At 39.4% G+C, this 24,989-nt stretch carries 18 protein-coding genes and 1 pseudogene; 15 read left to right on the forward strand and 4 right to left on the reverse strand.

Features of this window, described 5'->3' with window-relative positions:
• Window positions 1-195 precede the first annotated feature (195 nt).
• The 3 genes from H6G86_RS21160 (at window position 196) to H6G86_RS21170 (ending at window position 4,808) form a co-directional block, all read left to right on the forward strand.
• Window positions 196-987: a basic amino acid ABC transporter substrate-binding protein gene (locus H6G86_RS21160; protein WP_190935953.1), complete on the forward strand. Its 792-nt coding sequence runs from the start codon at window positions 196-198 to the stop codon at window positions 985-987.
• Window positions 988-1,308: 321 nt separating this feature from the next.
• Complete coding sequence (locus H6G86_RS21165; RefSeq protein WP_190935954.1) at window positions 1,309-3,303, forward strand: serine/threonine phosphatase; 1,995 nt, start codon at window positions 1,309-1,311, stop codon at window positions 3,301-3,303.
• Between the two features lie 230 nt (window positions 3,304-3,533).
• The gene (locus H6G86_RS21170) at window positions 3,534-4,808 is read left to right on the forward strand and encodes a protein kinase domain-containing protein (RefSeq protein ID WP_190935955.1); all 1,275 of its coding nucleotides are present in this window, start codon (window positions 3,534-3,536) and stop codon (window positions 4,806-4,808) included.
• Window positions 4,809-4,902: 94 nt separating this feature from the next.
• Here H6G86_RS21170 and H6G86_RS21175 read toward each other — a convergent pair whose 3' ends face one another.
• A complete protein-coding gene (locus tag H6G86_RS21175) occupies window positions 4,903-5,121 on the reverse strand; it encodes a DUF4327 family protein (RefSeq protein WP_012407469.1) in 219 nt (72 codons plus the stop codon).
• Between the two features lie 910 nt (window positions 5,122-6,031).
• Between H6G86_RS21175 and H6G86_RS21180 the strand changes: the two genes are divergently transcribed.
• The 4 genes from H6G86_RS21180 (at window position 6,032) to H6G86_RS38205 (ending at window position 14,329) form a co-directional block, all read left to right on the forward strand.
• The gene (locus tag H6G86_RS21180) at window positions 6,032-6,430 is read left to right on the forward strand and encodes a tetratricopeptide repeat protein (protein WP_190935956.1); all 399 of its coding nucleotides are present in this window, start codon (window positions 6,032-6,034) and stop codon (window positions 6,428-6,430) included.
• 74 nt (window positions 6,431-6,504) lie between these two features.
• Entirely contained in the window at window positions 6,505-7,245 is a 741-nt protein-coding gene (locus H6G86_RS39610) for an N-acetyltransferase (protein WP_190935957.1), read from the forward strand.
• Window positions 7,246-7,455: 210 nt separating this feature from the next.
• Window positions 7,456-7,878, forward strand: coding sequence for a sugar 3,4-ketoisomerase (locus H6G86_RS21190; protein ID WP_190935958.1), 423 nt, complete (start codon window positions 7,456-7,458; stop codon window positions 7,876-7,878).
• A 265-nt stretch (window positions 7,879-8,143) separates the two neighbouring features.
• Window positions 8,144-14,329, forward strand: coding sequence for a glycosyltransferase (locus tag H6G86_RS38205; protein WP_199338375.1), 6,186 nt, complete (start codon window positions 8,144-8,146; stop codon window positions 14,327-14,329).
• A 96-nt stretch (window positions 14,330-14,425) separates the two neighbouring features.
• Here H6G86_RS38205 and H6G86_RS21200 read toward each other — a convergent pair whose 3' ends face one another.
• Together H6G86_RS21200 and H6G86_RS21205 are read right to left on the reverse strand one after the other, a co-directional pair.
• On the reverse strand, window positions 14,426-16,636 hold the full coding sequence (locus H6G86_RS21200) for an O-linked N-acetylglucosamine transferase, SPINDLY family protein (protein WP_190935959.1): 2,211 nt from the start codon (window positions 16,634-16,636) through the stop codon (window positions 14,426-14,428).
• A gap of 188 nt (window positions 16,637-16,824) precedes the next feature.
• Window positions 16,825-17,397, reverse strand: a complete 573-nt coding sequence (locus tag H6G86_RS21205) for a type IV pilin-like G/H family protein (RefSeq protein WP_190935960.1) — start codon at window positions 17,395-17,397, stop codon at window positions 16,825-16,827.
• 386 nt (window positions 17,398-17,783) lie between these two features.
• On the opposite strand from H6G86_RS21205, the gene trxB reads away from it, so the two are divergent.
• Complete coding sequence (trxB, locus tag H6G86_RS21210) at window positions 17,784-19,154, forward strand: thioredoxin-disulfide reductase (protein WP_520449213.1); 1,371 nt, start codon at window positions 17,784-17,786, stop codon at window positions 19,152-19,154.
• 122 nt (window positions 19,155-19,276) lie between these two features.
• Here trxB and H6G86_RS21215 read toward each other — a convergent pair whose 3' ends face one another.
• On the reverse strand, window positions 19,277-19,681 hold the full coding sequence (locus tag H6G86_RS21215) for a four helix bundle protein (protein WP_190935962.1): 405 nt from the start codon (window positions 19,679-19,681) through the stop codon (window positions 19,277-19,279).
• 129 nt (window positions 19,682-19,810) lie between these two features.
• Here H6G86_RS21215 and H6G86_RS21220 point away from each other — a divergent pair, with 129 nt between their 5' ends.
• The 7 genes and pseudogenes from H6G86_RS21220 to H6G86_RS21250 all read left to right on the forward strand — a co-directional run bounded on the left by H6G86_RS21220 (window position 19,811) and on the right by H6G86_RS21250 (window position 24,661).
• The gene (locus H6G86_RS21220) at window positions 19,811-20,707 is read left to right on the forward strand and encodes an ABC transporter permease (RefSeq protein ID WP_114082030.1); all 897 of its coding nucleotides are present in this window, start codon (window positions 19,811-19,813) and stop codon (window positions 20,705-20,707) included.
• Between the two features lie 75 nt (window positions 20,708-20,782).
• Window positions 20,783-20,992, forward strand: a complete 210-nt coding sequence (locus H6G86_RS21225; protein WP_174709441.1) for a hypothetical protein — start codon at window positions 20,783-20,785, stop codon at window positions 20,990-20,992.
• Window positions 20,993-21,073: 81 nt separating this feature from the next.
• Window positions 21,074-21,970 carry an ROK family protein gene (locus tag H6G86_RS21230; RefSeq protein ID WP_190935991.1) on the forward strand — a complete coding sequence of 299 codons (897 nt, stop codon included), beginning with the start codon at window positions 21,074-21,076 and terminating at the stop codon, window positions 21,968-21,970.
• Window positions 21,971-22,234: 264 nt separating this feature from the next.
• Window positions 22,235-22,978: a toll/interleukin-1 receptor domain-containing protein gene (locus H6G86_RS21235; protein WP_190935963.1), complete on the forward strand. Its 744-nt coding sequence runs from the start codon at window positions 22,235-22,237 to the stop codon at window positions 22,976-22,978.
• A gap of 35 nt (window positions 22,979-23,013) precedes the next feature.
• Window positions 23,014-23,172, forward strand: coding sequence for a hypothetical protein (locus H6G86_RS21240; protein WP_190935964.1), 159 nt, complete (start codon window positions 23,014-23,016; stop codon window positions 23,170-23,172).
• A gap of 32 nt (window positions 23,173-23,204) precedes the next feature.
• Window positions 23,205-23,534: pseudogene (locus H6G86_RS39615) on the forward strand (tetratricopeptide repeat protein); the annotation flags it as partial.
• 623 nt (window positions 23,535-24,157) lie between these two features.
• The gene (locus H6G86_RS21250) at window positions 24,158-24,661 is read left to right on the forward strand and encodes a hypothetical protein (RefSeq protein WP_190935965.1); all 504 of its coding nucleotides are present in this window, start codon (window positions 24,158-24,160) and stop codon (window positions 24,659-24,661) included.
• The last annotated feature ends 328 nt before the right edge of the window (window positions 24,662-24,989 follow it).

Here is a 24,989-nt window from a genome sequence, read left to right on the forward strand (position 1 = left end):
ACACACAAGAGGGTAATTGGCGAAAACCGAGATTGGAAGTTTCCTCTGTTCTCAACTTTTAACGAGAGTGGGGGTCTGAAACTTTCGTTAGTCGCCCAGAATTCATGGTGGATTGTAGCTGCTGACGGATGTATTCTTTCTTATAACATCATGACAACTATCGTGAATCTTGACTGATGGAACGGAATTACTACAGTGAAATTATTTAACCTCAAGTGGCAGCAGCTAATTTTAAGCTTAGGCTGTCTGCTACTGATTATTGCCTGTAAAAATTTCTATCCTACTAATAACTCAGATGCTATACCTCTTAGAGTGGCGACAGATCCCACCTTTGTCCCTTTTGAAATCCAAAAGGCTAGCGGGGACTTGGAAGGTTTTGATATTGATTTGATGAATGCAATCGCTAAAGTAGCAGGTTTTGCAGTCCAGTTTGAAAGGCTACCTTTTGATGGCATGATCTCGACTTTGCAAGCTAAAAGAGTTGATGCGGCAATTAGCGGAATCACCATTACCACCGAACGCCTGAAAACAATTGCTTTTTCACGACCTTATTTTAAAGCCGGACTAGCGATCGCTGTCCGCGAAGACAACCAGAATATTAGAGACTTCAACAGTCTCAAAGGTAAAAAAATCGCTGTACAAATTGGTTCCACCGGGGCAGATTTTGCCAAAACCATCCCAAATGCCAAAATTAGTACTTTTAATTCTGGCCCAGAATTTTTCCAGGACTTACTCAATGGCAACGTTGATGCTGTGGTTAGCGATGCTTTTGCAACTTTGTATGCGATTAAAAATGGCAAACTCAAAGGCATCAGAGTTGTTGCCGATTTGCTCACTGAAGAATACTACGGAATTGCTATACCTAAAGACTCCCCCCATTTAGATGCAATAAACAAAGGTATAGGGACTTTGTTATCCAATGGTATTTACAAGCAAATTTATCAAAAATGGTTTAACGCAGAACCCCCGCAATTGCCAAACTCTTGACAATAGGGCATTGGGAATTGGGAATTAGGCATGGTTATTTTCATTTTCCTTGTCCCCCTTGTCTCTCTCTGCCCCCATTTCCCATTCCCCATTTCCCATTCCCCATTTCCCATTCCCCATTCCCCACTCCCCATTCATAAGCAATTGGTTGCCAATATATTAAATATTTATCTAATATGCGTCACAATTAATACTGCCACCAAAATTCATTGATAAACTACAATCTCTTGTAGGTCTACTTTAGTCAGGGACAGCCAATTGTGGCACCTTTGATCTTAGTGGCTAGAAGCACCTTGGAGCGCGAATAAAGGAACTTCCACTATGCTGATTTGCCCTCAGTGTAAATTTGAAAACCCCAAAAGCAATAAATTCTGTCAAAGCTGTGGCACATCCCTGACCCACAAAGTTTGTCCTGAATGCAGCGCCGAAGATGTACCTGTAAATGCACTACTTTGTCACAACTGTGGCACGGAATGTGGAACAGTGTTTTGGGCAATTATTGCTAAAGAAACGATTGGGGAAGTTTTGGGAGTAGAGACAGATGAGCAAGATGTGGGATTAGAAGAAGATGAAGAAGCAATATCCTCATCATCTCCTCTATCTCCTAGTTCTCAGATTGCATTAGGCTCTTATTTAGACTCCCAAGAGCGCTATCAATTGTTAGATCCGCTACCTACCCAAACGGAAACTGCCACCATTACTGTTACAGGTGTGAGAGTTCTAGACTGCCAGCCGTATCAAATATCACCAATTGAGGCAATACTAGCAAGTCAGCAATCAGATTTACTAACGCCATCAGTAGATGCAACTAGAATTCCCCACCTTGCGAAACCTTATATTGCCTTACACTCCCAAAGTGGGCGCGAGATACCACTGATTCACGATGCATGGCAGCAGGGGGATATGCAGGTAGTAATAATTGAAGACCGCTCAAATTGGCAGCCTTTAGTTGACTTATGGCAAGAAGAGACAACAAGTTCGTTAAAAATTTTACACTGGTGTTATCAAATGACCCAACTTTGGGCATTGTTGGAACCAGTAAATTGTCGTCAAAGCCTTTTAGATTTATCAAATTTGCGATTGGATGAAGACCAAACGCTGGCGCTACAAAGATTGTATGTGGACTCATCAAGTTCTCTGCCCGTCAGCGAGTCGTCAGAAGATGCCGAAGCCCAAACATCTGCTATTGCAGAGGAGCCGTTAACCATTCAAGCTTTGGGGCGAGTTTGGCAAGCACTATTTAGGCAGTCTCAACGCACTCAATTTGGCTCTGTAGTCCAGATGTTGGGAGATTTAGATGTAGGTAAGATTCACACCATCGCACAATTGCGATCGCGTTTGGAGGAAATCTCTATTGAATTAGAAGCACTAGGAACCGCAACCTTGCCCCCAATAAAGGAGAACAATACTACTGTGCCCACTATGCCGCAATCAGACGAACCAGAAGATATCATCATTAGCAAAGATGATATGCCAACTGTTGTGCTGGCGATGCAGTTAAGTAGCTTGGAAGATGCAGGACGCACAGATGTAGGTCGTCAACGTCATCACAATGAAGACTACTTTGGTATTGAAACCAAAATCCAAAAGTTGGAGTTCCCTAAAAGTCGAGTTCTGGAAGGGCATGGTTTGTATATTCTCTGCGATGGGATGGGTGGACATGCTGGCGGTGAGATAGCCAGTGAGTTAGCAGTCAACACCCTACGGCAATACTTTCAAGAACACTGGATTGCCAATCAACTGCCAACAGAAGATAGCATTCGTGAGGCAGTCTATTTAGCTAATGAGGCGATTTACAAGCTCAATCAACAAGATGCCCGTTCTGGAGTAGGGCGTATGGGTACAACTTTGGTAATGCTCTTAATTCAAGATACTCAAGCAGCAGTTGCTCATGTGGGAGATAGCCGTCTCTATCGCTTGACGCGTAAGAGGGGACTAGAACAAGTCACGGTAGATCATGAAGTTGGGCAACGGGAAATTACCCGAGGAGTGGAAGCAAGCATAGCTTACGCCCGTCCGGATGCCTACCAACTAACCCAAGCTTTGGGGCCTCGTGATGAAAATTCGATTAATCCTGATGTAGGCTTTTTTGAGATTAATGAAGATACTCTTCTGCTTTTGGCATCGGACGGTCTATCAGATAATGATTTACTAGAAACCCATTGGCAGACTCATTTAGAACCCTTACTTAGTTCCGGCGCTAACTTAGAACAAGGTGTTACAAAATTAATTGATTTAGGAAACCAATACAATGGTCACGACAACATTACTGGTATACTTATTCGGGCAAAAGTACGCCCAAATTTGGAAAGTTAAAAATAAATTGGTATTGGGAATTGGTATTGGGAATGGGGAATGGGGCATGGAGAATGGGGAATAAGAAAAAACAACAATTACCAATAGACATATTCGCGAATTAACCAAAAAGCTCTATAAATCAGGGGGTTAAAACCTAATTTGCGGATAAGTTTAATGCCCAATGCCCCATTCCCAATGCCCAATGCCCAATGCCCACTCCCTAATCCATTTACCTTGTAGGTTGTATTGTGGTTAGTCTGACTCTCTTAGAACCGCAACAGAAAACGCCCCTCCAGCAGTGGTGCTTTGAGAACTCTTCCATAATTCGGATTGGTCGAGCAACAGATAATCACGTTGTTTTAACTGACAGTTTAGTTTCGCGGCATCATTTAGAACTGAGACACGTTGATTCTGCCGACAATGGCAGTGGTTGGCGGCTGATTAGTCAGGGTACAAATGGGACTTTCCTCAACGGTGTCCTTGTGATTCAGAGTCCGTTACCAGATAATTCCCTTTTGCAACTAGCACAAGGAGGCCCAATACTGCAATTCCAAATTCAGGAGGTAACAGTACTGGAAACTGGTTTGCGATCGCCACAACAAATACAAGGAACAGAAGAAAACGCCGTTGCAACAGTCTATTCAGCCCAAGGCCAATACACTTGTACGCACGAAGGTAACTCCCCAAACAATCTGTTTTGCATCCACTGCGGTCAACCTCTCTCAGTACAACAGAAAATTCGCCATTATCAGGTGTTGCGAACTCTTGGACAAGGAGGTATGGGTACTACTTATCTCGCTTGGGATGGGGCTGGTCAGATTGGGAGTATCCCACAACTGCTGGTGTTGAAACAAATGAATGCTGATATGGCAAAAATTGCCAAAGCTCAAGAATTATTTGAGCGGGAGGCGCATACTCTCAAATCCCTTAACCATCCGGGAATACCCAAGTATTACGACTTCTTTGTCGAAGGCGGAAAAAAATACTTGGCAATGGAACTAATCCACGGACAAGATTTAGAGAAACGTGTCTATACAAATGGGCCAGTTACGCCAAGCCAAGCGATCGCTTGGATGATCCAAACCTGCGATATCTTAGAATATCTTCATAGCCAAGAACCTCCACTAATTCACCGAGATATTAAACCCGCCAACTTAATGGTGCGAAGTTCACTAAATCGCATAGTAGTACTGGATTTTGGTGCAGTTAAGGAAATTGGCACAGCGCCCGGTACCCGGATTGGTGCAGAAGGTTATTGCGCTCCTGAACAAGAACGAGGACAACCTTTGACTCAATCTGACTTGTATGCAATTGGGCCAACGCTGATTTTTCTGCTCACAGGTGAAAACCCGTTTAAGTATTATCGCCAAAAGGGGCGCAACTTCAGGTTTGATGTGGCAAAAGTTCCCACCATCAGTTCCCAATTAAGAGATTTAATTGATCGCGTTACAGAACCATTGCCACGCGATCGCTACCAAACTGCAAAGGAATTAGCTGCGGCCTTAGCTGCTTGTAAAGTTTAGGGAGTAGAAATGGGGAAGGTAGACCCCCTTCTGGGGATAAGGGGTAATTGGGAGTGGTGAATATTAAAAATCCCTACTCCCTATTGTCTATTGCCTATTCTTCATCCCAAGTTTCTACAGCTAGCAGTTCACTAACTGGGTCTTGCATACTAAAGCCAAAGTCTAGGAGTTCCTGTTTCCAGTGCTGCCATTCATTACCATAGAGCAAAGCGATTTTCCAGATGCTATCACTTGGCTTGATAATATTCGATTCTATGAGTGATTGCACGTTGCGCTGCAATTTCACCATCGGGTGAATCACTTGCTGAGTCATAACCTCGATTGAATTCAGATTTTGTTGGTAAATACTTAATTAAAACTGCTTCCCATTCTGCAATTGTTGCCGGGTCGTAGAGTGGTGTAATTTTGGTAAAGCTAGTCTTAACTTTTTAACTATACCATAACAAACTCTACTAAATTACTGGTAAATTCGGTTTTGTACGGTAATTACCACCACAAAACTCCAATTTCACCAAGTAGTCTTAAAACTTTTTGCAGAAACCAGACAAAAGTTTAGGGTAAGGGTTAAAAGATAAAGGATGCTTCTGTTTTCCTTTTAACCTTTTCCCGTGTTCTTTTTCCCCTTAACTTATAGCCTTTAAGCACGAGAGTGCAACAAGTACCTTTTGTCAGATATCTGTTGTGAACACCTAGCAAAATAATTAGTCCCTCTGGAAGTTGCGCTAAGTAGTGAGACTGAGGACGACTGGGAAAATTCTATAATATGTTTGCTTTTTGAACAACCCACTATGACACGGGCTAGGTTGAAAATTTTTGCCTGACAAGCGAAATTTGCAATTTAGTAGAAATGTTCTCTGTTTTCGTTTATTTAAATGCTATTTAGCATATCGCAAACATCTGGCATTAGGCAGAATCATCGCAAATATTTATATAATTTTAATTTTCCGCCTAAAGAATAAGACCTGGAGGGTTAGGCTCTGTTCAGGTGTAGGAGAGGTTTTTGCTTGGAAGTATGGGAGCGATGCCTACGGCGGTAAACTACGCATAGCAAAATTGTTTGTACAGCATGGGCTTACCATAAAATTCCCTCGTCTTCAGAGTCAGCTTTTAAAGTTTGTGTAAAAAATTTTTAGCCAAGATGTTAGTTTCTGTTGAGCAGATGGGTATCCTCAAAACGGGAGGGTTGCTGACACCTAACTATTTACCACAGCAATAATTAATACATGCCTGGTTCAGGGGAAGAATACCTAATCACCCGTAAAAAGCAGATTGAGCGGCGACAGAAGATTTTAACAATAGTATCTATCTTCTCGTTTTTTGGATCTACCGTATTTGCAGTTATTCCAGCAATCCAACAGGCTAGCCAACCTAAGCCAGCAACTGCGTCTGTTTCTGCGGAGTCAGCATTACAGCAACAGGCGCAGGGTTATGAGCTGGTTTTACAACGGGAACCAGAAAACCAACTTGCTTTAGAGAAACTGTCTTTGCTGCGGTTGCAATTGAAGGATGCTAAAGGTGGAAGGGAACTTTTAGAGAAGCTGGTGAAGTTGCACCCCGAACGGCAAGATTACAAAGTTGTATTAGATCAGGTTAAGAAGCAACAAGGAAATGGCGATCGCTAAGTGGTGAATTGGTTCGTTTTGCTAATACTAAGAAGAAATTATTTCAACTATCGACTGAACATTAAAGGTTGATCATGCTACAAAAAACAGCAATAATTGAAACAAATGAAATTGGAAATAATGTAGCGATAGGACACTACTCAGTTATTTCTGCTGGAGTTATTTTAGGTAACAATGTGATTATCCATCCTCATGTTGTTATAGAAGCGGGAGTAATAATTGGTGACGATGTAGAAATTTTTCCAGGTGCTTATTTAGGCAAACGACCTAAAGGAACTGGTGCAGTTTCTAGAAAAATAGACTATGAAGAAAAGGTACTTATTGGTGATAACTGTGTCATTGGGCCAAATACAGTAATCTATTATGATATTTGCATTGGTAACAATACCTTAATTTGTGAGAACACTTCAATTAGAGAGAAGGTTACAATCGGCAATTTCTGTCTTGTCAGTAGAAATGTAACTATTAATTACAATACCAATATTGGCAATCATACTAAAATCATGGATCTTACGCATATTACAGGTAATTGTGAGATTGGTAATGATGTATTTATTAGTGTGCTAGTTAGCACTACAAATGATCGGGCTATAGGTAAATTAGGTTACGACGAAGGTCGTATTATTGGACCAAAGATTAGTGATGGAGTAGCTATCGGTGCGGGAGCAAATATCTTACCAGGAGTAACTATTGGTGAAAAATCTGTTATTGCCGCCGCATCCGTTGTAAGTAAAGATGTTCCTGCTAGTAAAATGGTCGCAGGTAATCCAGCACGAGTTATTAAAGATATCAGCAATAGTGAACAAGCTGGTTAGCTCTGTTCATATTGGAATACTATGTTAAAACTCAAAGCTATTTTTATTCATGGCTGATGATGAGATTTGTTTACCTTTTCTCCAATTTCTTGAAAATAAAAAATGCATTCTATAAGTATTAGATATTTTTAAATTGTTAACATAATGACAACTTACTCTAATCTAATACATATCAATTAAGAAAGCTTTTCAAATGACTAGCCTACGAATATGAGTATTGAACAGTGTCGTATTATTCATCTACCAAAGGTACAAGATCCACGAGGAAATTTAACATTTATAGAAGGTAATAAGCATGTTCCCTTCGATCTCAAGAGAGTCTATTATCTCTACGATGTTCCTGGAGGAGCAGAGAGAGGCGGACACGCCCATAAACAATTACAGCAGCTAATTATTGCTATGTCTGGTAGTTTTGATGTGGTTTTAGATGATGGACATGGCAAATGGCGTTTTCCTCTAAATCGTTCTTACTACGGTCTTTATATTAGCTCTATGGTTTGGCGAGAACTAGATAATTTTTCATCGGGTTCTGTTTGCATGGTTTTAGCATCTACCTACTACGAAGAATCTGACTACTATCGCGATTATGATGAATTTATTAAAGCTGTAAGGAGCATAGATAACGGAAGTTAAAAATATTGATTTAAAAGTTCATTATTTAGGATTAAGAGAATAGTATAATACAGGTTCTCAGCACATTATAGAGTTTTGCCAATATGTTTTTGTATGTTAATTATAAGCTTTATTTTTGAAGAATAGTTTGCAGGTTACTGCAAAATTAAATATAGTGTTGGGTAGGTGATATTCTTACAAGAATTTCACTATAAATATGAACTAGTTTATTCTTAAAATTAAATTATTTGAAAAAACTAATTATTTTAGGTGGGGTAATAAAATAATGTCTATATCAGTAAGAGATTTGGAATCACAAATATTAAGTTTGATCGATGCAGGTGATTTGAATTCAGCTTTAGATTCAATTATTAACCTTGCAAATACAATAGTATATGGGCAAGAAGCCAGTATAATGACTGTAAGTACCGTATTTGGTTCAATTACTTTAGATAGACTGTGCCAAAATATTGGTAGCTGTACAATCTGTACTCAGAAACCTCTTTTAAAAAATGAATCCAATATAAATAAAGAACTAATAGTTTATATTGCCAGTGAGCTTTATAAATCGGGAGGACATACTGCTGTCATTGAAGATTTAATTAAAGCTAGACCAGACAAAAAACATCTAATTCTAATTACTGATACCTTTAGCTTAACTGATCGGTTCGCAGTGGAAACTAGATTTAGCCCCTTGAATATCCAAATTCTTTGGGGGCCAGTAGGCGAAGCGTTAGATAAGCTTAAGTGGCTTCAGCACGCTTTAAGTATGAATCGTGCCGAGCAAGTATTTCTACTCAATCACCCACATGATGCTGTAGCAATAGCAGCGGTACAGCCAAATCTAACTCCAAACTTGATTTTTTATCATCATGCTGCTCATATTTTTTCTCTAGGTGTATATCTTTCCTATGCACGGCATATAGATTTCGCGCCTATGTCTTTCTATAACTGTCGTAATAATTTAGGACTTTCCAATAATATTTATCTTCCCTTAGTAGTTGATAATATTCCTAACCAATATTTGTCTTATTCTTCATCATCAGGTAAATTAATAACTTGTTCTTCTATTAGTGAAAATAAACTTAAAGGAACGCCTTATTTATACTCCTACATTCATGAAATATCTAGTATTATTGCTACTACTGGTGGAGTCCACATACATATTGGTGACTTATCATCTGATACACTAAATACTATAAAAAGAGGTTTAAGAGAATTTAAAATCAGCTTAGAAAGATTTATTCATGTTCCTTGGGTAAAAAGCTTAGGGCTGGCAATGCATGAATACACCGTAGATATATATTTAGATACATTTCCTTTAGGAGGTGGAAAATCGGTTATTGAAGTTATGGCATCTGGAACACCAATTATTGTTCATAATAATTATCGCTCTCGCCAACTTTGTACTACTGATATTACATATCCAGAAGCTTTTCGCTGGCAGAAACTAGATGAACTTTATAACTATTTAAGTACGCTTAATTCCGAGATATTAAGCGCAGAGTCTTTTTATTCCAGAAGACATTATGAAAAAAATCATACACCACAGGTACTGAGAGAAGGATTGATAAAACTGGAACAGGGAGAATCAACTACTCTGCCACCTAAACTTAAACACTACGACCTAGATGATTTACAATCATTTTTTGATCGGTTTTTTGCTATTAAAAATATTCTCAACACGACCAATGAAAAGCAATTAGTACAAGCTAGTATTGAGTTGAACGAAAAAAGATATGAGATAAAAAGGAGTATAGAGTTTTTACAATTCAAAGCTTTTCATCTTGACTTTCAACCTGTTTTTAGTATTATATTCCCAGTTTTTAATACTCCTGAGCAATACTTAAAACCTGCCATTGAGTCTGTATTAAATCAGATTTATCCATACTGGGAGTTATGTATTGCTGATGATGCTTCTACACAACCTCATATTAAAAAAATATTAGAAGAGTATTCTCAAACAGATTCCCGCATCAAAGTTATCTTCAGAAATGAAAATGGCCATATTTCTCGTTCCTCTAACTCAGCTATAGAAATAGCAACAGGAGAGTTTATAGCACTTTTTGATCACGATGATTTATTAACATCAGATGCCTTATACGAAGTAGCACTGTTGCTCAATCAGCATCCAGATGCAGATATGATCTATTCAGATGAAGATAAAGTTGATGACAACAACCAATTTATTTATCCTACTTATAAACCAGATTGGTGTCCTGATTCATTTTTGTCTCGGATGTATACTTGCCATCTTGGTGTTTATCGCCGATCTCTTATTAACGAAATTGGTGGTTTTAGAGTTGGTTATGAAGGAAGTCAAGATTACGATTTGGTTTTGAGATTGACAGAGAAAACAAACAAAATATTTCACATACCTAAAATTCTATATCATTGGCGTCTTCACTCTGGTTCTACATCTGCTTCTACAACTGCAAAATCTTATGCCTATGAAGCAGGATTTAAGGCTTTGACAGATGCGCTTTTTAGAAGAGGCGAAAAAGGCACAATTTTACCAGACTCTAATATTCCTGGGCATTACCATGCTCGTTACGAAATAGACTCTTATAAACTAGTTAGCATTATCATTGTTGCAAGAGACTTTAGCTCCATATTCAACCAATGCCTAGAATCAATTTTTGCAGAAACTTTATATCCAAACTATGAAGTAATTATCATAGATAATGGTAGTATCTCTGATCAATTAAAATTTATTGATAAGTGGCAAGTTCAACAGCCTAATCGATTTAAGTATTACTCTCATAACATTCCATTGAATTACTCAAAGCTAAATAATTATGCTGTTACAAAAGCACAAGGTGATTATTTATTTTTTTTGAATAGTGACATTCAGGTTATTCAAGGAGATTGGCTCAATGTAATGGTTGAGCAAGTTCAAAGAGAGTGTATTGGTGCGGTTGGTGCATTTTTAATTGATTCTAATAACTCTATTCAACATGTAGGATTAGCACTGGGTTTAGGTAAAATTGCTAGTCATCTCTATAAAGGACTTACTAAAATAGACGAATACGAAACCTTAGCTAATATAGCATTGATTAAGAACGTCTCAGCCGTTACAGAAGATTGTTTAATGTGTCGTAGAGACGTGTTTGAAAGTGTTGATGGATTTGATGAAACATTAACTATTGTCTACAACGATGTGGATTTGTGTTTAAAACTGATAGTGAAAGGCTATAAAAATATTTATCTTCCTCATGTCAAGCTCATTCACCATAAAATCAGCAGTTGGGAAGTTAAAAACAGCAAGGAAGAACGTTTATATTTTGAAGAGATAGCAGTTAATTTCATGCAAGAAAAGTGGGGTAAAATTCTTGAATATGATCCTTGCTGTAGCCCTCACTTAATTAGAAACCTAAACCTTAAAATTCAAGCAGAAAATCAGAAAATAAGACAACACTATAGTCAAGATATTGAAATAGAACCAAAAGAACTTTCTCAGCCTCTTGTGAGTATTTGTATTCCTACTTACAATGGGGAAAGGTTTATTGCAGAGGCTATTAATAGTGTATTATGCCAAACCTATCCAAATATAGAAATTATCTTATCTGATGATAATTCTACTGACAGAACAGTTGAGATTGCTAAATCATTTAACCAAAAATTATCCTTTGATTTTTCAATCCTCGAACATACTCAGTATGGACTATCCCAAAATTGGAATTTTTGTATTTCTCAAGCTAAAGGTAAATATATAAAGTTTTTATTTCAAGATGATTTACTAGAGCCAACTGCTATTGAAGAAATGGTTAATGTGGCTGAACAAGATGAAGAGATAGGTTTAGTCTTTTCGCCGCGAACACTCTTCACTAATACTGGTCATACCATTTATGATTCCAACTTTTTAATACATCACGAAGCTAAGGATGTACACAAAGCTTGGTCAATATTAAAGCCGATTCAATCAGGACAGCAACTTTTGCTAGATCCAAATATACTTGACAATCCAATTAATAAAATTGGAGAGCCAAGCACAGTTCTCATTAGAAAAGATGTTTTTGGAAAAGTAGGATTATTTAATCCTGAGTTTTGTCAACTTGTAGATTTAGAAATGTGGCTCAGAATTATGAGTCAATACAAAATCGGTTTTGTTGACAAAGCTTTATCTCACTTTAGGATACATCCACAACAACAAACTCGTCGTAATGTTGCTTTAAAAGATGCTATTTTATTAGATTACCAAAAACTGTTTCAGACAATTTACAATGATACACGGTATCCTCAAGCAACGAGACAACAGGCTCTTTATAGATACGTAGCTTTGAGTGACCAGAATACTGAATTATGTCAGTTGCGAAAACAAATAGCAGAAGAATGGCTAAATATTTCTGATGAACAGATAAAAGATAGGTACGTTAGTCTGCTAGGTAAAACACATCAGATGTTACTGAATAGTAGTATCAAATTTGAAAGTCTAAGTGAAGAAGAAGAAATTTTCACTAATCATATTGTTAAAAATATATCTCAAGGTTTTGAGCAGCCAAAAGCAATTCAGTATTTGCTAGCAGCTATGCTGTATCGACGTGCTGACCAGTTACCATTACAGCATGATCTCTCTCGCATACCTCGTTGGTTAGTTAAAGACTATCTGCAATTCCTGTTTTCATCCCCAGTCAATTTTCAAGAACCGGGTGATGCAGATAATTACTATTACTATATGCAGGGATGGATTGATTACTTACACACATCAATACTAAAAAATCCTGATTCTTCATTGTGGCATGAAATAATTGATAAATTTACTCCTATTGCTAATTTTATCCCTCTATATTTTAATGAGCATAATCTTAAAGATATCTATATTAAACGTGGAGAGATTATAGAGTTTTTACTGAAGCTTAAGGGTTATCAGGTAGATTACGAGTTTTCTGATAGACCTATAACCAGAAAAAAAACTCGTTTGGGTATCCTGGCTGCACATTTTCTACCTGGTTCTGAAACATTTGCTTACCTTCCTATTTATGAGTATATCAGTAGAGATTTTGAAGTAATCTTGTACTCTCTTAACCAAACTGGTCATCAACTAGAGCAATATTGCCAAAGCTGCGCCAACTCTTTTAAACTACTGCCACAAGATTTAGCAGAACAGGTAAATATTATTCGTGCTGATAATCTCGATATATTATTTATTGCTACCAATGTGACGGCAGTAACAAATCAAATCGGCTTCTTATCAATGCATCGCTTAGCTAGAATACAAATCACAAGTGGCGGATCTGTGGTAACAACAGGAATGAGGCATATAGATTATTACATTTCTGGTACACTAACCGATCCATCGGCAACAGTACAACAGCAATATCAAGAAAAGTTAGTGAAACTTGAAGGAACTGCTCATTGCTTTAGCTATGGTAATGAACAAGAAAATATAACTGTCAAAGTTGATCGAGAAAGTTTGGGTATATCTGAAGAAATAGTTATTTTTATCTCTGGTGCTAACTTCTTTAAAATCATCCCGGAACTAATTAATACTTGGGCAAAAATAATTTATGGAGTTCCAAACTCCGTTTTAGTACTTCTGCCATTTGGCCCGAATTGGTCAAACAGTTATCCTAAGAAAGCTTTTGTAAATCACTTAAATAAAGTATTTTCAAAGTATGGAATACCAGTAGACAAACTGGTAGTCTTAGATCCTCAGCCAGTGCCAAACCGTGAAGAAGTTAAAGAATACTTCAAAATTGCCGATATTTATCTAGATTCTTTTCCATTTGCTGGAACGACTTCTTTGATAGAACCACTACAGGTTAATTTACCAATAATTGCTAGACGGGGAAGTAGTTTTCGCTCTGCAATGGGGGCCGCAATGGTGCAAGCACTTGATGTACCTGGTTTAGTTGCAGATAGTGAAGAGTCTTATATACAGTTAGCAGTTGCACTCGGAACCGATCCTGAATTCCGCCAACAAAAGAGCGCCCAAATCAAGGAAAAAATGCAAGCTAATCCTAGTTTTCTAGATAGTCGCTCTTACTCAGCTAAAATAGGCAGTCTCTTCCAAGAACTATTTAGTAAATATCTTGCAGATACCCTGAGTCAAAATTTCCGCTTAGGAAATATTAACTTAATTACTTTCCCTGATTGGTCACAGCCAGAAGACCTACTATATCAAGATTTAGCAAGTGCCATTTCTACTCTTACTACTCACCCAGATAAAAGTAACGTAACTCTTCTGATTGATACTCAAAATATTTCTGATGAGGAAGCCGATATGCTTTTATCGTCTTTGACTATGAATTTGCTCATGGAAGATGATGTAGATATAACTGAGGGGCCAGAAATTTCTTTGCTAGGTAAGATAAGTGATGCACAATGGAAAACTCTTTTACCTAGAATTAATACTCGAATTGCTTTAGCAACAGATAATCAATCTGCGATCGTACAAGCGAAAGCAGAAAATCTCCCATTCTGCGGCTTGGATAACTTAATCATATCTAAATTAGAGATGACACCTGTCTAGCTGTAGTCAAGCATCGTCATACTGGATAATAAATACCTTAGAACTCCACATAAAAAGCCTGGGAAACCAGGCTTTTTATCATTTATGAGAGATTTTCTAACCTGATTGTTCTTCCAAATACCTTTGCCACATCTGCTCGTAAGCCTTTTCCATCTCATAGGTAAACTGTTTGCCATTCCACAACGGTGCAGTTTGCCGCGAAGCTTTCAGTTTCAAAGCCACCTGCTGGCGTAAAGCCTCATCTTTCCCCAAGCGCACACCCCACTCAATATATTCTTCATCAGTCCAGGCAATGCCTTCTGTAATTCCTGCATTCATCATCATGGTGTAGCTATTACGTGCTGCAAATTGTTCACCAACTCGCGTCACCAAGGGGATACCCATCCACAATGTTTCTAAGGTTGTTGTCGCTCCATTGTAGGGAAATGTATCTAATACAATATCAGCAATGCCTAAATTAGCACGATGAACTGCCTCTGAATGAACTTGTGGTAAAAATCGTAACCGAGAACAATCTACACCTTCTTCTTTGGCAATGTGGTAAAAGAAGCGTTTAATTGTTTCCTCTTCAGCAGGCCCCTTAATCAAAAAGTAGCTATTAGGTACTTCTTTAATAATTTGCATTTGCCACTTTATCGTTTCTGGATGGCGTTTATATCCTCTTTGGGCACTGAGATATACAACAGCATCCATAGGAATATCCAAGTCATCACGGCGAAGAGTAGGTACACCAACTTCAAAACCATCTACTGCTATGTAAGTTTGGGGTAATCGCCAGATTTTTTCTGTATAGTAATTTTGTGCATCATCTGGCAACACATAAGGATCTGCAATAAAGTAATCAATTGCAGGTATACCTGATGCATCCCATCCTAGCCAAGTAACTTGAATAGGGGCTGGCTTGAGTGCCATCACTTCACTGGTAATATCTAGAGTGATGCTATCAAGGTCAACTAAAATATCAATTTCATCTTGAAATATCTGGTCAGCAATTTCTAGACCATTCCTACCTAATTGGTGAGCTTTTCCTGCCTGACTTAGATACCATTCTTGAAGATAGTCATTTACTAATGTGTAATTAACAAAATAAGTATGAATATCAAATTTATCTCGATCGTGATGCTGAAATAACCAGCGAGCTAGCCAACCAACGGAATGATTTCTTAAAGCGTAAGATACATAACCAATTTTTAATTGCTTCGGATGATTCTTAACGACTTGGCGATGATAGTTTTTTCCTTGTGATTGGGCAAGAGCTTGTATATCATTATTAAAAATCTCAGCTACCTTATTATGAATAGCTCGAAATTCAGCAGGAGTATCTTTAATGTGAGGTAGTGCAAATGATGGCGTAAGTAACCTTAATATTCTTCCTTCTTCTAAAGGAATTGGTTGGGCTTCAATAAAGTCTTTATATACAGTTTCCAATTCTTGGCAAGTTTTACATATTTCTTGCCAATATCCCCCTGCTGACATTAGACCCCTTAACAGCAGATGGAGCGCAAAAATTTTATCAGCCAAACCTTCTGATAAGGAATAACATAACCTAGCTGTCTCTATGCCTTGAGAATAATTACGAGCATCTTGATAAAAAGTCGCTAAGTGCCGCAAAACTTCTACATTATCTGGTTCCAATAGTAAATACAAGCTAAGAATAGATGCTGCTAGCGTAGGCTGCCGCAAAGTATGACCAATTTGCATAGCAACAGGAAGCAGTATAGAGAAGCATTGATGAGTATCAGAAAAATAAGGTAAACTAGCTTCTATTAAATTCAGATTGACTGGATGTAAAGGTATAGTATTTAAAAACTCTTTTAAAACTTGTATCAATAGTTCAATATCGATTTCTATTTCTTCTTTTGCATTTAAGCTTTCAATTAATCTCCACTCTTTTAAATCATCAATTTCTGCAAATTTTTGCAATTTGAGAGAAAGTAGAAGTATTTGAAGTAAATTATTGATGTTGTTAGGATTAATTTCTCGGATATGCTGGCGAATTAACCATGCCAGAGAATATTCTGCTAGTGTTTCACGCCTTTGTGCTTCTGCTTGCAAAACTTCAAATAGTTCATTTGTCCAAACTTGTAACTGTTCTTCGTCTGCCTCTGTCATTGGCATCATCCAAGTCATTTGAGCTTCTGCTTCTTGCCCTTGTAATAGCAATAGTAGTCCTAAATGCCAATAATAAGAAATAGTATTTGGTTCTATTTCTATTGCTTGCTCGTATAACTTTGCTGCTTGCACATAGTTTTCTTGAATAAAGTATTCTTCAGCCCGATCTTGCCAATTATATATCTCAGTAATCATTGTGTTTATCAAAAAAAAAGATATGGTCAATCTAATTGTGAATAAATCACAAAAATGAAATAAAGTGGATAGAAGAATCTACCCACTTGGGAAAATACGTAATTTAGCTTAATAAAAGCGAATGTGACAAGTTAACTTTTATGTCGAGTGGTGTAGATAAGTGAGATTTAGCTTATTCACTCACTTCTCTACTTAGATAAGCTGACGAAGTTGGTGGGGCAAGTCGGTGAATTAGTAGTGGAGTTGAAACTATTAGCGATGGTGGCATCTGGAACTGCACCACCGTTAACTCTAGCTTGTGTAGCTTCACATAAAAGAGCTATGGTGGTAGCTTCACTGGTAGCTGCTTGCGTTGTTACACCCACATTACCCATATAAGTTTTGAGAGGTGCAGCCGGAAGTACTGTTGCTGCTTGGTTACTGACTTGACTACCGTTAGTACCACCACCCAGGATTGTGTAGATGTAATTTGAGGTTTGTGTTGCAATACCAAGACCTAAAGTACCAAAGTCACCTTGAGCCGCAAATTTATTTTGTTCTAGGTAAAAAGCTTGCTGCGCGCGGTTCATTGAGCCTGTATAAGTTTTTGCTTCTGACTGCTTGGCTTTGTTAGCTTGGTTCAAGAAAGAAGGTAGTGCGATCGCAGACAAAATACCGATGATAATAATTACTACTAGTAATTCAATGAGTGTAAAACCCTCTTCTCCCTTCTTTTTGTCAAGGATGTGTTGAAGAAATTTTGCTTTTAGTTCGGTTTTCATAAGTGTTTTCCCTGGGGTAGGAAGTGCTGGTGTGTTCTAGATATAACTTACCCAACTGCGATCGCTTTCCTATCACATTCAGAAAAAAAGTTTGGGAAGATCCGGTTACACAATCCAGAATTCTTGCATCCCAAATGACACAAACATTACTAAGCCCCTGGCATTGAGAAAGGTATGAGCATTCAAGAAATAGCAGAATTACTAGAACTAGATGTTGAAGCTTATTAAGAAATATCTCCAATAACAGTCCTAGCGGTTACAAGGATGAGTACTGTAGGCATTTTGCGTAGGCGTAGCCCGTCGCAGACATCGCTTACCATCTGGCATAGCCAATCACAATTTGTTATGCTATATTAAGCGTAGTCGTTATGAGTTTGTATATGTTCATGACTAACCTCACAGTAGAAAACTTAGTAATTATCGGTTCTGGGCCAGCAGGGTACACAGCCGCCATCTATGCCGGACGCGCTAACCTGAAACCCGTAGTATTTGAAGGTTTCCAAGCCGGGGGTTTACCTGGTGGGCAATTAATGACAACAACGGAAGTCGAGAACTTTCCAGGGTTTCCCAAAGGGATTACCGGGCCGGAACTGATGGATCAGATGAAGGCGCAGGCGGAGCGCTGGGGAGCGGAACTATATACTGAAGATGTTATATCAGTTGACTTGAGTCAGCGTCCATTTACAGTGCGATCGCAAGAAAGGGAAATTAAAACCAATAGCATCGTCATTGCTACGGGTGCGACAGCAAAGCGTTTGGGTTTACCCAGCGAACATGAATTTTGGAGTCGAGGTATTTCCGCTTGTGCAATTTGCGATGGTGCAACACCAATTTTTCACGGTGCAGAATTGGCTGTAATTGGTGCTGGTGACTCGGCGGCGGAAGAGTCTATTTACCTTACCAAATACGGTTCTAAGGTAAATATGTTAGTACGTACCGATAAAATGCGGGCTTCTAAAGCCATGCAAGACCGCGTTTTGAACAACCCAAAAATCCAGGTGCATTGGAACACAGAAGCCGTGGATATCTTCGGTAATAGTCACATGGAAGGGGTGAAAATCCGCAATACTAAAACTGGTGAAGAAAGCCAACTGCACGCTAAGGGTTTATTCTACGCCGTTGGTCATAGTCCTAATACCTCTCTATTTAAAGGTCAGTTAGAACTAGATGAGGTAGGTTACGTTGTCACTAAACCCGGTTCTGTAGAAACTAGTGTAGAGGGTGTTTTTGCTGCTGGCGACGTACAAGATCATGAGTTTCGGCAAGCAATTACAGCTGCGGGTACTGGCTGTATGGCGGCGATGTTAGCAGAACGCTGGTTGTCATCCAGTGGCTTGATTCAAGAATTCCATCAACAGCCAGAAACAGCAGACAATGAATTAGAACATCAGCCAGCCAAAAAGACTGAAGCCGAGGAAGAAGCTGGATTTAATTTGAATGGAACGCGCCATGAGGGAGGTTACGCTTTACGGAAATTGTTCCATGAAAGCGATCGCTTACTCCTAGTTAAATACGTCTCACCTGGTTGCGGCCCTTGTCATACCCTGAAGCCAATTTTAAATAAAGTGGTGGATGAATTTGCCAGCAAAATTCACTTTGTAGAAATTGACATCGACAAAGACCGAGATATTGCTGAAAATGCTGGTGTGACAGGAACTCCAACGGTTCAATTGTTCAAAAACAAGGAATTGGTGAAGGAAGTTAAAGGCGTGAAGCAAAAAACCGAATACCGTCAGTTGATTGAAAGTAATCTTTAGGGAATGGGGACTGGGGGCTGGGGACTAGGGACTGGGGACTAGGGACTGGGGACTGGGGACTGGGGGCTAGGAAATAATTCTTTTAACTGCATAATACCCAATCCCCAAACCCCAATACCCAATCACCACTTACCCAGTTGAGTACCGTACTCTTCTTTACCCTGCTGTTGAGAACGAATAAAACGACAGTAACCGTTAAGACCTTTTTCAATCCGGTCTTTAAGCTGACTGACCCAGTTTAATTGTTCTGTATTGCAGTAGCCCAAGCTCTCGGCAATAATGAAAGCGCTTTTGGTTTCAGTCAATGAACCGCGAGCAATGTACATAAAACGCAATCTATCTAAATAGTGATAGCGTCCATAGCCCTCAGCTATGTTCAGTAAAACGCTGCAAGCTGCTCTTCGTAATTGATCGCTCAAATTGTAACGCTCACAACCCGGCAAACTATTTGCTAATCGATAAGCCGCTTTTAGCAGCTTGAGGCTATCTTGGTAGAAGTCTAAAGACTCAAAGCCTCTATCTTGCATATCATCCCAATCTAAAGTCCCTCAATTTTATGAGACATTTTTACCAAATACCCAGTCCCCAATTCCCAATCCCCAGTCCCTAATATGTAAAATAGTCAGCGTATCAAGCTTTGATCCAGGCGATCGCACATGGCCATTACAAAACGGCGACTACCGACATTTTTACAGTTTGGCAAAAGTTCCAATCTTTCCCAAAAACTTATGCTCATTGGGTTAGCCATCACCCTATTTTTCATCTTCCTGGCATTCTTCGCTCCTGTATTCCAAGCTTGGGGATGGCTGCAAAACCCGAAAGATTTTCTCTCTAATCCAATTCACGAGCCACCCTCAGCTAAACATTGGTTTGGCACTAGTCGCCTGGGTTATGATGTCTTCTCCCGGACATTGTTCGGCGCTCAAGCTGCCTTACAGGTGGTGATTTTGGCAACAGCACTGAGTATGATTATCGGTGTGCCTCTGGGGATGCTGAGTGGTTATCTCGGCGGTAAATTGGATAAAGTGTTGCTGTTTTTGATGGATAGCATCTACACTTTACCGGGGCTACTGCTGTCTGTAACACTGGCGTTTGTGGTGGGGCGTGGGATATTAAATGCAGCGATCGCTATTAGCATTGCCTACATCCCCCAATATTATCGCGTTGTTCGCAACCACACTGTTAGCGTGAAAACTGAAGTCTTCATTGAAGCAGCTCAAGCAATGGGCGCTTCCACTTGGGTTGTGCTTTCTCGTTATCTATTTTTCAACGTCATTCAAAGCGTACCCGTCCTCTTTACACTCAACGCTGCTGATGCAATTTTGGTGTTGGGCGGTTTAGGCTTTTTGGGGCTAGGACTTCCCGAAGAAGTGCCAGAATGGGGACATGATTTAAAACAAGCCCTAGAAGCTCTACCTACTGGCATTTGGTGGACTACGCTTTTCCCTGGTTTAACCATGACATTCATGGTGGTAGGGTTATCACTACTTGGTGAGGGGTTAAACGAATTTGTCAATCCCCGATTACGGAGAGAAAATAGAATCCGAAAATAGTTAGTAAACAGTGGACACTTATCAGTCAACGGGCTAATCATTAATAACTAGTAATTGATAACTGGAGAGATTTGTGTGAAAGATAATCTGACATTAATTGCCGCCGCTACTGGCGGGTTTATCCTTTCTGTTGCCCTTGCTGGCATCTTAAGAGGTGCGCCAGTTACAGCTTGGCAAGAGCAATCGAGTTTCCGCACCACGACTTTTGCTAATTTACAGAAATCGGAGTTGAAAGCTTCGCGTCTTCTTCCAGGCGGAGATGCTACGCAAACAGATCGCGGATGAAAAAAATGAACTGGAGAATAGGGAATAGGGAATAGCTGTTCACCAATGCCCAATGACAAATGACAAATGACAAATTACAAAATGGTGAGTTCTCAAGTAATTGGCATTGATGTGGGGGGAACAGCAATTAAGCTGGGGCGGTTTACAGCCGATGGAACTTGTTTGCAATCTTTGACTATGGGGGCTCCCCAGCCGACAACGCCAGAGGCCGTGCTGGCGGTGCTGGTAGATGCGATCGCGCAAATTGATCCAAATAATGAAACTTTTGCTATTGGTGTTGGGACTCCTGGCCCTTCCGATGCAGCAGGACGCATCGCTAAAATCGCCATTAACTTACCTGGATGGATCGATGTGCCTTTAGCAGACTGGTTAGAAGCTAAAACTGGCAAACCTACTGCGATCGCTAATGATGCCAACTGCGCTCTTTTGGGAGAAGCTTGGCTGGGAGCCGGTCGCCAATTTCAAAATCTGATTCTCCTAACTTTAGGAACTGGGGTTGGTGGTGCGATTATCCTCAATGGCAAACTATTTGTTGGACATCAGGGAGCCGCTGGGGAATTGGGTTTAATTTCATTAAATCCTGATGGGCCAATTTGTAATAGTGGTAATCAGGGATCTTTAGAACAACATGCCTCTGCTACTGCCATTCGCCGCCGCACTCTCAAGGAACCCATTGAATTGGGTGTTCTTGCTCAACAAGGAGAAGCCGCGGCATTGACTTTTTGGCAAGAATATGGTAGGAATTTAGGAATTGGCTTGACGAGTTTAATTTATGTACTCACACCACAAGCGATCGTCATTGGTGGCGGTATAAGTGGTAGCTTTGAGTTTTTCTTACCAGCAGTGAAGGCAGAAATTGAGAAGCGGGTGCAGCCTTTATCACGAGATGGTTTACAGATTTTACCAGCAGAGTTAGGCAATTTTGCTGGGATCGTGGGTGCAGCAAGGTTGGCATTGCAACACTATTCGAAATTTTAGTATCGTGTAATCTCAGTTATACATATCGCTTGGCGATCGCTTTGTTTGCTTTGAGAATTGGCGAATAGCGATCGCAAAATTATTTGCTTTGATCAGCCCTACTTAATCATTCGTAAGAGATAAGAACCCCGACTTTTCAAAAAAGTCGGGGTTCTGTGAATTTAATTACAGGGTATTAATCATAATTATTGGTTTGGGCTTTTATCGTTGAAAAGTTCAACTGTATATTCATGTACAGTAATTTCATGATATTGAACCAAGAATATGTCTAACACAGTTAAAGTATTCTTTTCCTATTCCCACAAAGATGAAGCCTTGCGTGACGAGTTGGCAACTCATCTGAGCATGATGAAACGTCAGGGAGTTATCGAAGCTTGGCACGATCGCGAAATCAGTGCTGGTAGAGAATGGGCTAATGAGATAGATGATAATCTCGATATTGCAGATATCATTTTGCTGCTAGTGAGTGCTAACTTTCTGGCTTCAGATTACTGCTATGACAAAGAAATGACACGGGCAATGGAGCGACATGAAACGCGGGAAGCTCGTGTAATTCCGATTATTCTGAAGCCGGCAGACTGGAATGGCGCACCTTTTGGTAAACTACAAGCACTGCCTAAAAATGCTAAACCTGTCACAACCTGGCAAGACCAAGATGAGGCTTTTTTAAATGTCGCTCAAGGGATTCGCAGAGTAGTTGAAGAAATGGCGAAATCAAACACTTCTTCCTCAACTCCTGCTAAAAATACTACACCTGCAACTTCCAGCCCTTCTGGAACAAGTGGTGTATTAACTGAGCGCCAGCGTCGGCGATGGGAGCAAGAACGGGATTCAGTGCAAGAACAGTATGACCTCGTGAGCAAAAAATTGGGACTGCTGGGTAAAGCATACGCCATTGAAACGGATGTATCTACAAAGCTGAAGCTAGAAGTGCAAATTCAGGATACCCAAACAGAACAAAATAGATTAGATCGACAGCTTGAGGAAATCGAGCAAAAACTATTGTAGTTGTCTTTTAAACCAGCCAGCCTGCCATATCCTCTATGAAATCTGTTGAAGTTTTTATTTCTTACCACCAGGAAGATGAGACGCTACGCCAGGAGTTAGAGAAGCATTTAGCGTCTTTGCGTCGAGAAAACATTATTACAAAGTTGGAACGATCGCAAAATCGTCGCTGGGCAAGAAATCAAAGGCGAAATTGATCAGCATTTAAACCAGGCTAGCTAAAAAGTTCGAGGAAGCAGCCGTCAAGTACAAAGCAGCCCTCCGTCTTGACCCTAACTATGCAAACGCTCACAATAATTTGGGGTTAGCACTGTCCGATCAAGGGAAGTTGTCAGAAGCGATTGCCGCCAACCAAAGAGCTTTGCTAATTGACCCTAACTATGCAGACGCTCACTACAACCTGGGGATTGCGCTAAAAGGTCAAGGGAAGTTGTCAGAAGCGATCGCCGAACTGGAAATAGTTGTTCGCCTTAACCCTAGTAGCACTCTTTTTCGTAAAAACTTAGAGATTTCTAGAAATGAGAAGAAGGGTTTTTGGGGGCGTTTATTTGGTGGGTAGAAGATTCTCAGTCTTATTCATCTCAAGGGTGTGCGTTAGCGTAGCTCGTCGTAGACATCGCCTGTTGTTGATGATGCGTAATAAACTCAGCATGTTGTATTTCCCTTTCACATTTATCTGAATTCATGAATAGTTATATTTCAGGTATTCTTAACTAATCTTAATAAAGCTAAAAATTCCGTATCCTCTGAATAACGAGAAATCTTTGAGCCACAGTTCTATCAAAAGGATGAATTGAGTTTTTTCCCAGTTGTCAATATTTGTTGTTAAACTAATACTGAATATTTTTTTAACTTAATATAAGAATTAATTACTTAACCAATGGTAGATGCCAAAATCTATAAAAATACAGTGTAATTAAATTGTTAATTTTTTCCTAACTTCCTTTTACTTGCGTTATCTTTTGCTTACGTGATTTTAATACTACCTTTACATTATTCCTTAAGTATAATTGTGGGATAATACAGAATATCCTCTTTTTTTAGGCAATCCGTAGTATTATGGTCGGTTTTAGAGAAAAACTTATCATAAATTACCCGCTTAACACTTTTGCATAAAAATTAATAGGGTAGAATAACTGAATATTGCTCAGATATTTTTAAAATTAAAAGCAGGATTTTTTAATGATCGGCTTAAATAATTCAGAAAAGGACACAGTTAGCAGCACAGCATCCACCAAGAGGGTGGCAAGGGCGATGATGGTTTCTGGTGGGGAGTTCTCACTGATATTAGCTTGTTGTAACAGTGTTGAAAGACAGCAGCAAGTCCTGAATCTGTTAACAGAATTTTCATCAACAGATATCCACGAAGTCTTGCTCTCACCTGGGGCTGACACATTGTATACAGCAATTACAAGTGCAATTGGTGCTACTCAACCCGAAGCTTTGATGGTACGGGGTTTAGAATCTGTAGTAGAAATTAACCAACTAATCATCAGTACCAACATCATGCGAAATGAGTTTCGGAAACAGTTTCGGTTTCCCTTGGTGTTGTGGGTTAATGATGAAATTCTACGTAAGCTAGTCTGGTTAGCACCAGATTTCAAAGACTGGGCAGCAAGCACTATTAGATTTGATGTATCTCACAATCAGTTCGTTGAATCTGAACAACGAGCCATCAGCGCCTAATATTGCCTGATATTACTCAAAATATTGTAGATGCTAAGTTGAGCCGAGCAAAATCTAAGCTACGGTTCTGTTCAATTATTTATAAAATTACTTTTATTTAACCTTCGCTTACCCTGACTTCTCATGGGATATGGAAAACCTTGCTTCCATTTTTATATGATGCGAGGATATGGTGTACACATAAGTGCTAAAAACCTAGCTAGCTTAATGAGCTTTTCCTCGTTCTCATCCTCTACCTCGGAACGAAACAAGCTATTCTCCCAGATAGGGACGTGGAAGAGAATCCACAACAAACTTTTTATCCAATGCAACGCTTCTGAGTTATTCC

This window comes from Nostoc sp. FACHB-133 (assembly GCF_014698055.1).
In the GTDB taxonomy this organism is placed as follows: domain Bacteria; phylum Cyanobacteriota; class Cyanobacteriia; order Cyanobacteriales; family Nostocaceae; genus Nostoc.